Annotated in this window: 10 protein-coding genes; 5 read left to right on the top strand and 5 right to left on the bottom strand. The window is 73.3% G+C overall.

Annotated elements, in window-relative coordinates; translation table 11 throughout:
• Window positions 1–95: 95 nt before the first annotated feature.
• Genes ACVWWH_RS07400 through nirB form a run of 3 tightly spaced genes read right to left on the bottom strand, consistent with a single transcriptional unit; the run spans window position 96 to window position 5,063 of the window.
• Window positions 96–1,286 carry a uroporphyrinogen-III synthase gene (locus tag ACVWWH_RS07400; protein WP_066497029.1) on the bottom strand — a complete coding sequence of 397 codons (1,191 nt, stop codon included), beginning with the start codon at window positions 1,284–1,286 and terminating at the stop codon, window positions 96–98.
• Window positions 1,283–2,371 carry a uroporphyrinogen-III C-methyltransferase gene (cobA, locus tag ACVWWH_RS07395; protein ID WP_457316118.1) on the bottom strand — a complete coding sequence of 363 codons (1,089 nt, stop codon included), beginning with the start codon at window positions 2,369–2,371 and terminating at the stop codon, window positions 1,283–1,285. The genes ACVWWH_RS07400 and cobA overlap by 4 nt, the downstream gene beginning before the upstream one ends.
• 1 nt (window position 2,372) lies before the next feature.
• Complete coding sequence (nirB, locus tag ACVWWH_RS07390; RefSeq protein ID WP_457316135.1) at window positions 2,373–5,063, bottom strand: nitrite reductase large subunit NirB; 2,691 nt, start codon at window positions 5,061–5,063, stop codon at window positions 2,373–2,375.
• A gap of 211 nt (window positions 5,064–5,274) precedes the next feature.
• Here nirB and nirD point away from each other — a divergent pair, with 211 nt between their 5' ends.
• Entirely contained in the window at window positions 5,275–5,664 is a 390-nt protein-coding gene (gene nirD, locus ACVWWH_RS07385; protein ID WP_066497032.1) for a nitrite reductase small subunit NirD, read from the top strand.
• Between the two features lie 30 nt (window positions 5,665–5,694).
• Here nirD and ACVWWH_RS07380 read toward each other — a convergent pair whose 3' ends face one another.
• Together ACVWWH_RS07380 and ACVWWH_RS07375 are read right to left on the bottom strand one after the other, a co-directional pair.
• Window positions 5,695–7,554: a phospho-sugar mutase gene (locus tag ACVWWH_RS07380; protein ID WP_066497033.1), complete on the bottom strand. Its 1,860-nt coding sequence runs from the start codon at window positions 7,552–7,554 to the stop codon at window positions 5,695–5,697.
• Between the two features lie 11 nt (window positions 7,555–7,565).
• Window positions 7,566–8,381 carry a purine-nucleoside phosphorylase gene (locus tag ACVWWH_RS07375; protein WP_066497035.1) on the bottom strand — a complete coding sequence of 272 codons (816 nt, stop codon included), beginning with the start codon at window positions 8,379–8,381 and terminating at the stop codon, window positions 7,566–7,568.
• A gap of 86 nt (window positions 8,382–8,467) precedes the next feature.
• Between ACVWWH_RS07375 and ACVWWH_RS07370 the strand changes: the two genes are divergently transcribed.
• The 4 genes from ACVWWH_RS07370 to nrfD all read left to right on the top strand — a co-directional run bounded on the left by ACVWWH_RS07370 (window position 8,468) and on the right by nrfD (window position 15,381).
• Window positions 8,468–9,892 carry an NAD(P)H-quinone dehydrogenase gene (locus tag ACVWWH_RS07370; RefSeq protein WP_457316117.1) on the top strand — a complete coding sequence of 475 codons (1,425 nt, stop codon included), beginning with the start codon at window positions 8,468–8,470 and terminating at the stop codon, window positions 9,890–9,892.
• A 93-nt stretch (window positions 9,893–9,985) separates the two neighbouring features.
• Window positions 9,986–13,294: a formate dehydrogenase gene (gene fdh / locus ACVWWH_RS07365; RefSeq protein ID WP_457316116.1), complete on the top strand. Its 3,309-nt coding sequence runs from the start codon at window positions 9,986–9,988 to the stop codon at window positions 13,292–13,294.
• A complete protein-coding gene (locus tag ACVWWH_RS07360) occupies window positions 13,295–14,293 on the top strand; it encodes a 4Fe-4S dicluster domain-containing protein (RefSeq protein ID WP_066497039.1) in 999 nt (332 codons plus the stop codon).
• Entirely contained in the window at window positions 14,290–15,381 is a 1,092-nt protein-coding gene (gene nrfD / locus ACVWWH_RS07355) for an NrfD/PsrC family molybdoenzyme membrane anchor subunit (protein WP_457316115.1), read from the top strand. The genes ACVWWH_RS07360 and nrfD overlap by 4 nt, the downstream gene beginning before the upstream one ends.

The following is a 15,381-nucleotide window of genomic DNA, read 5'->3' as shown; positions in this document are numbered from 1 at the left end:
TGGGTCATCCCATACTGGCACATCGGCGCGGGCAGACGGCCGCTGGCACACCGCCCGCGGCGGGCGGCGTGCCAGCGGCCGTCTGGGATGCTGCCTCAGCCGGAGGCCACCCGCAGCCGGTACCCGCGCTTGACCACGGTCTGCACAAGCTGGGGATCCGGAAGCGCCCCGCGCAGCCGGTTGACCGCCATGTCCAGGGCGTGGTTGGAGGCGGACGGGGAGACGAGCCGGGCGAGGGTCTCGCGCGGCACCACCGCGCCTCCGGCATCGAGCAGCGTCCGGAAGAGGAGCATCGCCGCGGGGGCGAGGAACAGCTCCGACCCGGCGACGGTGACCGCCCGGCCCCGCAGCGCGACGGTCCCCGCCGCGGTCTCGACGCTGCGCACTGCGCGCCGTTCGAGGTTGTCCGTGACGAGCTTGACCAGCGCCCCCATGCGGTACCGCTCCGGGATCCAGGGGCTGAGGCCGGCGGCCTCGAGCGGCGCGGCCGTGACGGGGCCGACGGCGGCGGTCGCCACCCGCCGGCGCAGCGACCCGATGAGCTCGCGGTAGACGCCGAGCTCGTGGGCGGTGCTGAACAGGGCATCCACGGCCGGGGCGCTCGTGAAGGTCAGGACGTCGAGGGCACCCTCGCACACGGCGGTGATGAGCGCCTCCGTCCGGTCGTCGCCCTCGGGACGCACCCAGCGGTAGGGCGTGACGGTGACGAGTTCCGCCCCGGCCTCGCGGAGCCGGTCGAGCTGGCCCCGGTCGGTGTAGCCGTGCAGCTGGACGGCAACGCGCCGCCCGTCGAGCCGGCCGCCCGCGTCGCGCAGCACGAGGTCCACGAGCGTGGAGGTGGTCTCGTCGTTGGCGATGCCGACGTCGGCCAGCCCGGCCGCGCGGACCGCGCCGCGGGCCTTGGGGCCGCGGACGTAGAGCGAGGCGCCGGAGAGGGAGTCCTGCAGCGCGTCTCCCAGCCCCGCGGCGTCGGCCACCTCGAGCCAGCGCCGCATGCCGTAGGCCGTGGTGATGACCGCCAGGTCGGGCTGCGCGGCGATGGTGCGGCGGGTGTCCTCGAGCAGTCCCTGGTCCTGGTCGACCGGCGCGATCGTGAGCACCGGGGCGTGCAGGACCTCGGCGCCGCGCCGCTCGAGCGCCTCGATCAGGTCCTGGGAGCGGCGGTGCGAGGTGACGCCCACCCGGAAGCCCCGGAGGAGCCCCCCAATGGCCCCTCCGTCCGCTGGTGCCGAGCCGGCATTCTCCGGCGCCGCCCCCCGGTCAGGTCCTACCGCGGCGGCGCTCATGCGGCGCTCCCGGCCGGCTGCTCCGCGAGGGCGCCGACGAGTCCGCGCAGCTCGTCGGCGTACGCCCCGCCCCCGGCAGCGCCGTGGCCGGCGGCGCGGACCACGTCGCCGATGACGATCACGGCGGGGTTGCCGCAGCCGGCGGTGGCGGCCTCGGCGCTGCCGAGGTCGGTCACGGTGGTGCGCTGGCCCGCCTGGTGGCCGCGCTCGACCACGGCGAGCGGCGTCGCCAGGCCCAGTCCCGCCCGCCGCAGCCCGGCGGCGAGGTGGGGGAGCGTGGCGATGCCCATGAGGACGACGACGGTCCCTCCCTCCGCTGCGAGCCCGGCGAGGTGGCGGTGCTCGGCGTCGGTCAGCGGGGCGTGCCCCGAGATGACCGTGAAGGAGTGGCTCACGTTGCGGTGCGTCACGGGGATCCCTGCGGCCGCGGGGACCGCGATCGAGCTCGAGATCCCGGAGACCACACGGACCGGGACGCCCGCGGCCGCGCAGGCGGCGGCCTCCTCGGCGCCGCGGCCGAACACGAACGGGTCCCCGCCCTTGAGCCGCACCACGTTGGCGGGACGCCCGGTGAGGCCGTACGTCGCGTAGTCGACGAGCAGCCGGTTGATCTCCTCCTGCGGCACCTTGTGGTGCCCTGGCAGCTTGCCGACGTCGACGAGCCTGGCCGTGGTGAGCGCGGGCAGCTCGCGCCACGGGGCGAGGCGGTCGAAGAGGACGATGTCGGCATCGCGCAGCGCCTCGACGGCCTCGACCGTGAGCAGGCCGCGGGACCCCGGGCCGCCGCCCACGAGGGTCACGTGGCCGCGGCGCCCCGCCGGGGGCTCGGCGACGAGCGGGACCCCGAGCCTGCGGTAGTGGTCCAGCACGGGCGCCCACGCGGCGTCGTGCGCGTCCGGGCGCCCCACCACGGCCACGAGCGCGGGCCTGGCGGGCACGGCGGCGGCCGCCATGTAGGCCTCGGCGGATGAGAAGAACGTCAGGCGCGCGCCCGCGGCCCGGTAGCGCGCGAGGGCCTGGCGGGACCCGTCGGCGTCGCCGAGCACGACGACGGGAAGGCCCTCGAGTGAGACGGTGATCTGCATGTCAGGCCTCCTGGGCGGTGGGCGCGGCAGCGGCCGCGGCGGGGGTACGGACGGGGATGGTGGCTCCGAGGGAGACCCGCTCGGCGGCGGTGGCGGGCCGGACCTGGTCCCGCTCGGGGACGTGCACAATCGAGTCGTCGGCGGCGTCGGGGGCGTTGACGAAGGAGCGGAAGCGGCGCAGGCGCTCGGGGTCCTTCAGGGTCGCGGCCCACTCGTCCTCGTAGTGCTCCACGTGGCTGGCCATCGCCGCCTCGAGCTCGGCGGCGATCCCGAGCGAGTCCTCGACGACGACCTGCCGCACGTGCTCGAGGCCGCCGTCGAGCTCCTCCTGCCAGCGCGCGGTGCGCTGCAGGCGGTCGGCGGTGCGGATGTAGTACATGAAGTAGCGGTCGATGTACCTGATGAGGGTCTCATCGTCCAGGTCCTTGGCCAGGAGCTGGGCGTGGGCCGGGGTCGCGCCGCCGTTGCCGCCCACGTACAGGTTCCAGCCGTCCGCGGTCGCGATGACGCCCACGTCCTTGCCGCGGGCCTCGGCGCACTCGCGGGCACAGCCGGAGACGCCGAGCTTGAGCTTGTGCGGGCTGCGCAGGCCCCGGTAGCGCAGCTCGAGCTGGATCGCCATGCCCACGGAGTCCTGCTGGCCGTAGCGGCACCAGGTCGACCCGACGCAGCTCTTCACGGTCCGCAGGCTCTTGCCGTACGCCTGCCCGGACTCCATGCCCGCGGCGATGAGCTCGGCCCAGATGTCCGGAAGCTGCTCGAGCCGGGCCCCGAACATGTCGATCCGCTGCCCGCCGGTGATCTTGGTGTAGAGGTTGTACTTCTGCGCGACGGACGCGATGACGGCGAGCTTCTCGGGGGTGATCTCGCCGCCGGGGATGCGCGGGACCACCGAGTACGTGCCGTCCTTCTGCATGTTGGCCAGGGCGCGGTCGTTGGTGTCCTGGAGGGTGCCGCGGCCGGCGTCGAGAACGTAGGCCGAGTGCTGGGAGGCGAGGATCGAGGCGATCGTCGGCTTGCAGATGTCGCAGCCGGCGCCCGTGCCGTACCGGGACATGATCTCCTCGAACGAGGTCAGCTGGGCGACCCGGATGTGGTCGAAGAGCTCCTGGCGGGAGAGCGGGATGTGCTCGCACAGGGCCTTGCTCACGGTCACGCCGGACTTGGCGAGCTCGGCCTCGAGGAGCTTCTTGATCATCGGCACGCACGAGCCGCACTGCGTCCCGGCGCGCGTGCAGGCCTTGAGCCCGGCCACGTCCTGCACCGGGTCCTGCCCCTCGCAGGCCCCGCAGGCGTTGACGGCATCGCGCAGCGTCCCGGCCGCGACGTTGTTGCACGAGCACAGGATCGCGTCGTCCGGGAGCTCGGTCTCGGGTGCCTCGCCGCCGCCTGCAGCGGACAGGAAGGCGCCGGGCTCGGCGGGGAGCTCGCGGCCCAGGAGCGGGCGCAGGCTCAGGTAGGGGGAAGCGTCGCCGACGAAGATGCCGCCGAGGAGCGTGCGCGCGTCGTCGGTCGTGACGATCTTCTGGTAGACGCCGCGGGCCGGGTCGGCGTAGACGATCTCGAGTGCGCCCGGCTCGGCCGCGAACGCGTCGCCGAAGCTCGCCACGTCAACGCCGGAGAGCTTGAGCTTGGTGGCCGTGTCGAAGCCGGGGAAGGTCGCCTCGCCGCCGTGGAGGCGGTCCGCGACGATCTCCGCCATCGTGTTCGCGGGCGCCACGAGCCCCAGGCACATGCCGCCGAAGCTCGCCACCTCGCCGATCGCCCACACGTTCGGCGCGCCCGTCGCGCACCTGTCGTCGATCACGACGCCACCCCGCGGCCCGATCTCGAACGTCGCCGCGGCGCCGGACTCGCCCGCGGCGTCTACGGCCGCCCGGATGAGCTCGTCACGGGGCCGGACGCCGATCGCGACGACCACGAGGTCCGCGGGCACCACGCGCCCGTCCGCCATGAGCACGCCGGTGACCGACCCGGCGTCGTCCGTGTGCACCTCGGACGGAAACACCCCGCCGTGCAGCGTGAAGCCCTTCGCGGCGATCAGCCGGGTGAGCGCCTGGCCGGCGCCCTCGTCGAGCTGCCGGTTCATGGGCCACGGCGAGCCGTCGATGATGAGGGACTCCGCACCGAGCGACTGCGCCCCCGCGGCTGCCTCGATGCCGAGCAGCCCGCCGCCGATCACGGCGACCCGCGGCTGGCGGCCGAGCACCTGGCCGAGGCGGCCGATCTCGGTGCGGAGGAACCAGACGTCCTCGAGCGTGCGGTAGACGTGCGTGTGCTCGGCGCCCGGGATCGGGAGGCGGGCGGCGTTCGAGCCTGTCGCGAGCACGAGCTCGTCGTAGGGCAGCTCCTCCGTGCCGTCCTGGCCCTCCAGGAGCACGGTGCGGGACGCGGCGTCGAGGCGCACGGCCCGGGCGCCGGTGCGGAGCGTGACCCCGGGCGTGTCCCACAGGGACGGTGTGCCCAGCGTGAGGTCGACGCTGCCCGGCTCCTCGGTGAGCGCCTTGGAGAGCGCCACGCGGTCATAGGGGAGGTGGGCCTCCTCGGTGACGACGGTGATCCGGAAGCCGCCGGAGGAGTCGAGGCCACGGGCGGCCATCGCCTCGACGAAGCGGTGGGCGGCGGGGCCGCCGCCGATCACGGCCACGCGGCGCGGACCGGTGCCGGCGGTGGGGGTCTCGAGCGGGCTCATGCTCACGGTGGGTGCCTTCCGTAGGAGGATGCCGGGCGCCCCGGCGTGTTTCCTCCACCCTAGGAGGGGGCGATTTCGGCCCAGTTGCCCGGATGTAACGGACCGTTGACTTCACTGTCACGGGCATGTTTCGCGACAGGTGAGGCCGGTTTTACGTGGCCGTCACGCAGGCTCAACCCGGGCGAAACCCCCCGCTCCGTAGCGTGGAGCCATGACGATCACAGCTGAAGCACCCCGCACGGACACCCTCCGGGACCACGCCGGCCCCGTTCCTTCCGACGGCGTCTGGCACAGCGTCTGCACCCTGGCCGACCTCGAGCCGAACTGGGGAGAGGCCGCGCTCGTGGCGGGGCGCCAGGTCGCGCTGTTCCGCCTGGCGACCGGCGAGGTCTACGCGGTCGAGCAGCGGGACCCCGTGAGCGAGGCGTACGTGATGGCCCGCGGCATCGTGGGCTCCCGGGGCGAGCGCCCCACCGTCGCGTCCCCGCTCCACAAGGAGGTCTACGACCTGGCCACCGGCGAGCGGCTCGATGCCCCGGGCATCCCCCTCGCCACCTTCCGCGCCCGAGTGGTCGACGGCAGGGTGCAGGTCGCGGCCTGACCGGGGCGCACCCGCCGCGGGGAGCCCCGGCTAGAGCCCGAGCGCCTCGCGCACATCGTCGAGCGCTGCGTCCATCGCCGCCCGCGCGGCCTGGCGGGCCTCGGCGAGCTCGGCAGAGCTGTCCACCGGGCGGATCACCTCGACATAGCACTTGAGCTTCGGCTCGGTCCCGCTCGGCCGGATGATCACGCGGGTCGAGTCCCGCGTGGCCCACAGCAGCCCCTCGGTGGGCGGCAGCTGCTCCGACCCCTCCGAGAGGTCCACGGCCGTCTCGACCGGGGAGTCCGCGAAGGAGGCCGGCGGGTCCTGCCGCAGGCGGGTCATCATCGCCTCGAGGAGGCCCAGGTCGGCCACCCGGACGCTGAGCTGGTCCGTGAGGTGGACCCCGTGCAGCACGTGCAGCGCGTCGAGCCGGTCGAAGAGGGTCTGGCCCTGGGCCTTCGCCTCCGCGGCCATCTCGGCGACCAGGAGCGCGGCGGAGATCCCGTCCTTGTCCTTGACGAGCTCCGGCGCGACGCAGTAGCCGAGCGCTTCCTCGTAGCCGTACACGAGCCCGGGGACCCGGGAGATCCACTTGAACCCGGTGAGCGTCTCGCGGTGGGCGATCCCGGCCGAGGCGGCGATGCGGGACAGCAGCCGCGAGGACACGATCGAGTTCGCGAACACCGGCCCGCCCGGCTCGGCATCGGCCGCGGGCGGGGCGGCGGGGGAGGCGGCAGGGGAGGCGTCGGCGGCGGCCGCCGGGGCGGCGTCGTCCGTGAGGCCCTGCCCGCGGCCGAGGCGGCGGACCATGTGGGAGCCGAGCAGCGCCCCGACCTCGTCGCCGCGGAGCATGCGCCACTCGCCCGAGGCGGGGTCCTCGGCCGCGACGGCGCAGCGGTCGGCGTCCGGGTCATTGGCGATCACGAGGTCCGCGCCGGCCGCCTGGGCGGCCTCGAGCGCGAGGTCGAGCGCGCCGGCCTCCTCCGGGTTCGGGAAGGCCACGGTGGGGAAGGCCGGGTCCGGCTCGGCCTGCTCGCGCACGAGCGAGACGTCGTCGAAGCCGGCCGCGCGCAGCACGCCGGCGGCCGTCTCGCCGCCCACGCCGTGCAGCGGCGTCAGGACGACCTTGAGCTCGCGCGCCGGGAAGAGCCCGGGATCGGCGAGGCGCACGACGGCGTCCCGGTAGTCCGCGGCGACGCTCGCCGGCAGCGTGGTCCAGCCGGACTCGGCGAGGACGATGGCGCCGACCGGGCCGGCGGCGTCGATGAGCGCGGAGATCTCCGCATCGACGGGGGCGACGATCTGCGCCCCGCGCCCGCCCTCGTCCACGGCGCGGCCGCCGAGGTAGACCTTGTAGCCGTTGTCCTGGGGCGGATTGTGGCTGGCCGTGACCATGACGCCCGCGTCGCAGCCGAGCGCCTGCAGGGCATAGGCGAGGACCGGGGTGGGCAGCGCCGAGGGCATCAGGTACGCCTCGACGCCCGCCGCGGTGAAGACCGCGGCCGTCTCCTCCGCGAACACGTCCGAGTTGGTGCGGGCGTCGTAGCCCACGACGGCGCGCGGCCGGGTCCCGTCCGCGGCCCCCGGCCGGGCGGCGGCGACCTTGCCGAGGAGGAACGCGGCCACCCCCGCCGCGGCGCGCCGCACCGTGACGCGGTTCATGCGGTTCGGACCCGGCCCCAGCGCCGCGCGCAGGCCGGCCGTGCCGAACTGCAGGGTCCCGGCGAACGCGTCCGCGAGCTCCTGCCGCGCGGCCTCGCGTGCGGGGGAGCCCTCGGGCTCGGCAGCCCGCGCGAGGGTCTCGCGCAGCTGGGCCGCGGTGGCCGGGTCCGGATCGGCCGCGGCCCAGGCCTCGGCGCGGGAGACGAGCTCGTCGAGCCCGGGGGCGCCGGCAGGTGTGGTGCTCATGGGAAGGCCCTTCAGATCGCGGCGAGGACGTCGGCGAGGAGGCGCGAGATGCGCGGGCCGGCGGCCCGCCCGGCCTCGAGGACCTCCTCGTGGCTGAGGGGCTCCGGACTGATGCCGGCGGCGAGGTTGGTCACGAGCGAGATGCCGAAGACCTCCAGGCCTGCGTGCCGTGCGGCGATCGCCTCGAGCGCGGTGGACATGCCGATAAGGTCCGCGCCGATCCGCTTCGCGTACTGCACCTCGGCCGGCGTCTCGTAGTGGGGTCCGGGGAACTGGGCGTACACGCCCTCGGCGAGGCTCGGGTCCACGGACCGGGCCACCGCGCGCAGCCGCGCCGAGTAGAGGTCGGTCAGGTCCACGAAGGTCGCGCCCTCGAGCGGGGACGCGGCGGTGAGGTTGATGTGGTCGCTGATCAGCACCGGAGTGCCGGGCGCCCAGTCGGGGTTCAGGCCGCCGCAGCCGTTCGTGAGCGTGAGGACCCTGCAGCCCGCGGCTGCCGCGGTGCGGACGCCGTGCACCACCGCGCGCACGCCCTTGCCCTCGTAGTAGTGGGTGCGCGCGCCGAGCACGAGGGCCCGCTTGCCGTCCGCGGTCAGCACGGAGCGGATGGTGCCCACATGGCCCTCCACCGCGGGGGCCGAGAAGCCGGGGACCTCGGGCGCGGGGAGGGTCGCGGTCGTCTCCCCGATGAGGTCCGCCGCGCCGGCCCAGCCGGAGCCGAGGACGAGCGCGAGGTCGTGCTGCGCCACGCCCGTGGCGCGCGCAATATGGTCTGCCGCGGCCCGGGCCAGCTCGAAGGGCCCGGTGGCAGTTGCCGTTGTCGTCACAGGTAGAACCTACCAACCGCACCCGCGCGGGGCATGCTCGGCACGCAATGGCCCCCATGCCCCCGCGCAGGGCACAATGGATGTCCGTGACGATGAACCCTGACTTCGCGGCCCCCCACATTGCAATCCTCGGCGGCGGACCCGGCGGCTACGAGGCGGCGTCGGTCGCCGCGTCGCTCGGCGCCCGGGTCACGATCGTGGAGCGCGCCGGGCTCGGCGGCTCCGCGGTGCTCACCGACGTGGTGCCCTCCAAGACCCTCATCGCGACGTCCGACCTCATGACCCGGGTCGAGGAGGCCTCGGCGGCGCTCGGGCTGCGCCTGGCCTCCGGCAGCGGGGACTCGCTCAAGCGCTCCGACCTCCGCGCGGACCTGCGCATCGTCAACGACCGGCTCCTTGGCCTCGCCCGCCAGCAGTCGGAGGACATCCGCGCCGGGCTCGAGGCGCAGGGCGTCAGGATCGTCCTGGGCTCCGGCCGGCTCGTGGACGGCAGCGTGATCGAGGCGGTCACCGTGGACGGGACCGAGCGGATCGAGGCCGACGCCGTGATCCTCGCCGTGGGCGCCCACCCCCGCGAGCTGCCCACGGCCCGCCCGGACGGCGAGCGGATCCTCAACTGGGCCCAGATCTACAGCCTCGAGGAGCTCCCGGAGGACCTCATCGTGGTCGGCTCGGGCGTGACGGGCGCCGAGTTCGCCTCCGCCTACAACGGCCTCGGGTGCAAGGTCACGCTCATCTCGTCCCGCGACCGGGTCCTCCCCGGCTCCGACACCGACGCCGCCGAGCTGCTCGAGAAGGTCTTCACCCGGCGCGGGGTGCGGGTGCTCTCGCGCTCGCGGGCCGAGGCGGTCGAGCGCACGGAGGACGGCGTCGTCGTCACCCTCGGCGACGGCACGAAGGTGACCGGCTCGCACTGCCTCCTCTGCGTCGGCTCCATCCCCAACACGGACGGGATCGGGCTCGAGCAGGCCGGCGTCGCCGTCAGCGAGAGCGGGCACATCAAGGTCGACGGCGTCTCCCGCACCTCCGCGACCAGCATCTACGCGGCGGGCGACTGCACGGGCGTCCTCGCGCTCGCCTCCGTCGCGGCGATGCAGGGCCGCATCGCGGTCGCCCACATCCTCGGCGACCAGGTGACGCCCCTGAACCTCAACCACGTGGCCTCGAACATCTTCACCTCGCCCGAGATCGCCTCCGTGGGCGCCTCCGAGGCGGACGTCGCGACCGGCAGGATCGCCGGGGACATCGTGACGCTGCGCCTGAAGAGCAACGCCCGCGCCAAGATGCGCAACACGACCGACGGGTTCGTCAAGATCATCTCCCGCAAGGGATCCGGGACTGTGATCGGCGCCGTCGTGATGGGCTCGAACGCCTCCGAGCTCATCTTCGGCCTCGCGATGGCGGTCGAGCAGAAGCTCCACGTGGACGACGTCGCGAACACCTACGCCGTCTATCCGTCCCTGTCCGGCTCGCTCTCGGAGGCCGCGCGGCGCCTGCACGTGCACATGTAGCCGGCCGGCCGCCCCCGGCGCGCCGCGCGCCGCCGCACCGGGGGAGCGGGGGGTCCTGCCGCGGGCGCCCTCATGTGGGCTATGCTCGCAACCATGGCACCGCGGAGCTTCCTTGAATGGCCCGTCGTCCGGCAGATGCGCACCGGCGATCTGCTCGGCCGTGGGCCCTCGGTCACCTCGCCCCGGACCAAGGCGATCGCCCCCCGGACGGCCACGGCCGACCGCGTCGTGCAGAGCGTGTGCCCCTACTGCGCGGTGGGCTGCGGGCAGCGCGTCTACGTCAAGGACGAGAGGGTCGTGCAGATCGAGGGCGACCCGGACTCGCCCATCTCGCGCGGCCGCCTGTGCCCCAAGGGCTCGGCCAGCGAACAGTTGGTCAACTCCCCGGGCCGGCAGACCCGGGTGCTGTACCGCGCCCCGCGCTCTGCGGAGTGGAAGCACCTGGACCTGGCCACCGCCGTCGACATGATCGCGGACCGGTTCATCGAGACGCGCCGCAGGACGTGGCAGCAGGAAGACAGCGAAGGCCGGCTGCTGCGCCGCACCATGGGCATCGCCTCGCTCGGCGGCGCGACGCTGGACAACGAAGAGAACTACCTGATCAAGAAGCTGTTCACGGCTGCCGGGGCGGTGCAGACCGAGAACCAGGCGCGCATTTGACACTCCGCCACGGTTCCCAGTCTGGGAGCCTCGTTTGGACGCGGTGGCGCGACGCAGTCACTGCAGGACATGGCCAACGCCGACTGCATCATCATCCAGGGTTCCAACATGGCCGAGTGCCATCCGGTGGGATTCCAGTGGGTTGCGGAGGCGAAGGCCCGCGGAGCGAAGGTCATCCACGTCGACCCCCGCTTCACCCGCACGTCGGCCGTCGCGGACAGGCACATCCCGATCCGTGCCGGCTCTGACGTCGTCCTCCTGGGTGCGCTCATCAACTACGTCATCAGCAACGACCTCTGGTTCAAGGAGTACGTGAGCGCGTACACCAACGCGGCGACGCTGGTCCACGAGGACTACCGCGACGCCGAGGACCTCGGCGGCCTCTTCTCGGGCTTCGATCCGGAGACCGGGGCGTACGACAAGTCGTCGTGGGGATACGCAGAGGACGAGGGGGGCTCGATCGCCGAGCCCGGAGCCAGCTCCGAGCACGGCGCGGACGCCGCGGCCCGTGCCGCCGGCCACTCGTTCGGCAGCGGCGGGCCGGCCCTGGAGCATGCCCAGGTGCGGCGCGACGACACACTGCAGGATCCGAGGACCGTCTTCCAGATCGTCAAGCGGCACTACTCCCGTTACACCCCGGAGATGGTCCGCGACATGTGCGGCATCGACGTCGCCGACTTCGAGTACCTGGCCCGCACCATCACCGAGAACTCGGGGCGCGAGAGGACCACCTGCTTCGCCTACGCCGTCGGGTGGACCCAGCACTCCCTGGGAGCACAGTTCATCCGGACCGCCGCGATCCTGCAGCTCCTGCTCGGCAATGTGGGCCGCCCGGGCGGCGGGATCATGGCGCTGCGCGGCCACGCCAGCATCCAGGGCTCCACGGACATCCCGACCCTCTTCAACCTGCTCCCCGGGTACCTGCCGATGCCGAGCGCGGGACGCCACGACACTCTCAGCGAGTATCTGGGGGCGATCGCGTCGAAGCAGCAGAAGGGCTATTGGGCGGACGCCGATGCCTACACCGTGAGCCTGCTGAAGGCGTGGTGGGGCGACGCCGCGACGGCGGAGAACGACTGGGCCTACGACTACCTCCCGAGACTGACCGGAGCGCACGGCACCTACGAGACCGTGATGGGCATGCTCGACGACGAGGTGGAGGGCTACTTCCTCCTCGGACAGAACCCGGCCGTGGGCTCGGCCCACGGGCGCATGCAGCGGCTGGGCATGTCGCACCTGAAGTGGCTCGTCGTCCGCGACCTGAACCTCATCGAGTCGGCCACGTGGTGGAAGGACGGCCCGGAGATTGAGTCTGGGGAACTGCGCACCGAGGACATCGAGACCGAGGTGTTCTTCCTGCCCGCGGCGACCCATGTGGAGAAGGCGGGCTCGTTCACCCAGACCCAGCGGCTGCTCCAGTGGCGGCACCAGGCGGTCTCCCCGCCCGGTGAATGCCAGAGCGAGCTGCAGTTCTTCTTCGAGCTGGGCCAGCGGATCCGCGAGAAGCTGGCCGGCTCGGACGACGAGCGCGACCGCCCGCTGCTCGACCTCACGTGGGACTACCCCACGGACGAGCACGGCGATCCCGATCCGGAGGCCGTGCTCGCCGAGATCAACGGCCGCCACCTGGCTGGCCCGGACGCCGGCAGCCCGCTCTCGGCGTACACCGAGCTGCGCGCCGACGGTTCCACCGCAGCGGGCTGCTGGATCTACACCGGCGTGTACGCCGGCGGCACCAACCATGCCGCGAATCGCACGCCGGGCCGCGAGCAGGGACCTGCCGCACCGGACTGGGGCTGGGCGTGGCCGGCCAACCGCCGGATCCTCTACAACCGGGCCTCCGCCGACCCCGCCGGCAGGCCGTGGAGCGAGCGCAAGAAGTACATCTGGTGGGACCAGGAGCAGGGACGGTGGGTCGGCGACGACGTGCCGGACTTCCCCCTCGACCGGGCGCCGGGCAGCACTCCCGACCCCGCGCTCGGCGGTCCTGCCGCCCTCAGCGGAGACGACCCGTTCATCATGCAGTCCGACGGCAAGGGCTGGCTGTTCGCACCCACCGGCCTCGTGGACGGGCCCCTGCCGACCCACTACGAGGCCCAGGAATCTCCGGTGGCCAACGCGCTGTACCCGCAGCAGCAGAACCCGGCGCGGCTCAGGTTCCCGCGCCCGGACAACCTCAGCGCGCCGAGCGCCGGGACGAGCGGGGTGGAGGTCTATCCCTACGTCTTCACCACGTACCGGCTCACCGAGCACCACACCGCCGGAGGGATGAGCCGCTGGCTGCCGTACCTCTCGGAGCTGCAGCCGGAGATGTTCTGCGAGGTCTCCCCGGAGCTGGCTGCCGAGCGCGGACTCGAGCCCTATGGGTGGGCCACGATCATCTCGCCTCGGTCTGCCATCGAAGCGAAGGTGATCGTCACGGAGCGGATGACTCCGCTGGCCGTGGGCGGCCACACCGTCCACCAGATCGGGCTGCCCTACCACTGGGGCGTCGGGACGAACGCGGTCGTCAGCGGCGACGCGGCGAACGACCTCCTGGGTGTCACCCTGGACCCCAACGTCCAGATCCAGGAGTCCAAGGTGGCCTCATGCGACATCCGGCCGGGCCGCCGGCCCCGGGGGGCCGACCTGCTCGCCCTGGTCGCCGAGTACCAGGCGCGGGCCGGCACGACCGTCGAGACCGGCAACCAGGCGGTCACCGATCCGGCGCGCGAAGGCATCGACCAGACGAGGGAGGACTAGATGGGCCAGCTGTCCGGACCGACCGATCCCACCGCCGATGCCCACTGGGAGCACACCCATCCGCGCAAGGGGTTCTTCACCGACACCTCGATCTGCATCGGGTGCAAGGCCTGTGAGGTCGCCTGCAAGGAGTGGAACCACAACCCCCAGGACGGCGACCTGGAGCTGCTGGGGTCCTCCTACGACAACACGGGCGCGCTGGGAGCGAGCACCTGGCGGCATGTCGCCTTCATCGAGCAGGGCCAGGACCGCATCGTCGAGGCCCGGGAATCCGGGCGCGCGCTCGTGAACCTGGGCATGCCCCGCATCGGGCCGCCCGCGGATGCCGCACCGGACCTGTCCGAGGCGGACACGGCGCCGCCGGACACGGCAGACTTCCGGTGGCTGATGTCCTCCGACGTCTGCAAGCACTGCACGCACGCTGGGTGCCTCGACGTCTGCCCGACCGGGGCGCTCTTCCGGACCGAGTTCGGCACCGTCGTGGTGCAGGACGACGTCTGCAACGGCTGCGGGACGTGCGTGGCCGGGTGCCCCTTCGGCGTGATCGAACGCCGCCGCGACGGCACCGTCGCGGTCGCCGCCGAGCGGGAGCAGCACGCGGAGCATCCTGCTGTCCCCAACGTGGGCGTCGCCCAGAAGTGCACGCTGTGCTACGACCGGCTGGTGGCCGACGAGACCCCGGCCTGTGCCAAGGCCTGTCCGACGACGTCCATCAAGTTCGGCGACCACGACGACATGGTGGAGACGGCCAAGGAACGTGTGGCCGCCCTGCATGCACAGGGGCTGACCGAAGCGAGGCTCTACGGCGCGAACGAGCTCGACGGGGTCGGCGGGACCGGATCGGTGTTCCTGCTGCTCGACGAGCCGGAGGTCTACGGGCTCCCGCCGGACCCGAGGGTGCCCACGGCCGATCTGCCGCAGATGTACCGGAGGGCCGGGATGGCCGTAGCAGGGATGGTGGCCGCAGCCGCGTTGGCCTTCTGGAGAGGACGGGCGTGACCCACTCGGATTTCGACAGCTTCCGCCCCACCGAGCCCGCCCGGCGCCGTCGCCCTGACGGCAGGCGACGCGGCGGCCGCCGAGACGGCGGCGGCGACGGATCCAGGGAGATGCCCATGGTTCCGGAGCCCGAGTTCACCTCGTACTACGGCCGTCCGGTGGTCAAGCCGGCGCCGTGGGGCGACGACGTGGCTGCCTACCTGTTCCTCGGCGGCGTCGCAGGGGGGTCCGCGCTGCTCGGCCTCGGCGGCCAGCTGACCGGCCGGCCCACGCTGCGCAGGAATGCCCGGCTGGGCGCCCTGGCGGCCGTCAGCGTCGGTGCCGTCGCCCTCGTGAAGGACCTGGGCCGGCCGGAGCGCTTCCTGCACATGCTGCGGACCTTCAAGGTGACGTCGCCGATGAGCGTCGGCTCGTGGATCCTCAGCGCGTTCAGCGCCGGCACCGCGGTCGCGGCGGTCGCGGAGATCGACCGCATGAGCGGTGCGCGGCTGCCGCTCGGGCCGCTGCGGCCCGTGCTGCAGGGCGTCGAGGGGCTGGCCGGCTTCGAGGCAGCGCTCTTCGGCGGACCCCTGGCGGCGTACACCGCGGTCCTGCTCGGCGACACTGCCACCCCCACGTGGAATGCCGCGCACGAGGAGCTGCCCTTCGTCTTCGTCAGTTCGGCGACGCTCGCCTCCGCCGGCCTCGCTATGATCACGACCCCGGTCAACGAGGCCTCTCCCGCCCGGACGCTCGGGGTGCTCGGCGTCATCGGCGACGTGGTGGCGACGCGGGTGATGGAGCACCGGATGGACCCGGTCGCCGCCGAGCCCCTGCACGAGGGCAAGGCCGGCGCCATGCTGAAGTGGAGCGAACGGCTGGCGGTCGCCGGCGGACTGGGTGCACTGGCGGCCGGACGCAGCCGCGCCGTGGCGGCCGCCTCCGGGCTGGCGCTGCTGGCAGCCTCGGCCCTGACCCGGTTCGGGCTGTTCGAAGCCGGCCTGTCCTCGGCCCGGGATCCGCGCTACACGATCGAACCGCAGAAGAAGCGGCTTGCAGCCCGCCGCGCGGCCGGGATCACCGACGATTCGATCACCACCGCGGGCTGA

The sequence above is a fragment of the Sinomonas sp. RB5 genome, from assembly GCF_054063535.1.
Note: the sequence above shows the minus strand (reverse complement) of the source record. Positions and strands in the feature narration are given on the sequence as shown.

Coding starts and splice junctions, on each gene's coding strand:
- ACVWWH_RS07380 (WP_066497033.1), bottom strand. CDS start 7,554: ATGAGCACCACACCTGCCGGCGCCCCCGGGCTCGACGAGCTCGTCTCC.
- ACVWWH_RS07400 (WP_066497029.1), bottom strand. CDS start 1,286: ATGAGCGCCGCCGCGGTAGGACCTGACCGGGGGGCGGCGCCGGAGAAT.
- ACVWWH_RS07360 (WP_066497039.1), top strand. CDS start 13,295: ATGGGCCAGCTGTCCGGACCGACCGATCCCACCGCCGATGCCCACTGG.
- nirB (WP_457316135.1), bottom strand. CDS start 5,063: ATGAGCCCGCTCGAGACCCCCACCGCCGGCACCGGTCCGCGCCGCGTG.
- nirD (WP_066497032.1), top strand. CDS start 5,275: ATGACGATCACAGCTGAAGCACCCCGCACGGACACCCTCCGGGACCAC.
- cobA (WP_457316118.1), bottom strand. CDS start 2,371: ATGCAGATCACCGTCTCACTCGAGGGCCTTCCCGTCGTCGTGCTCGGC.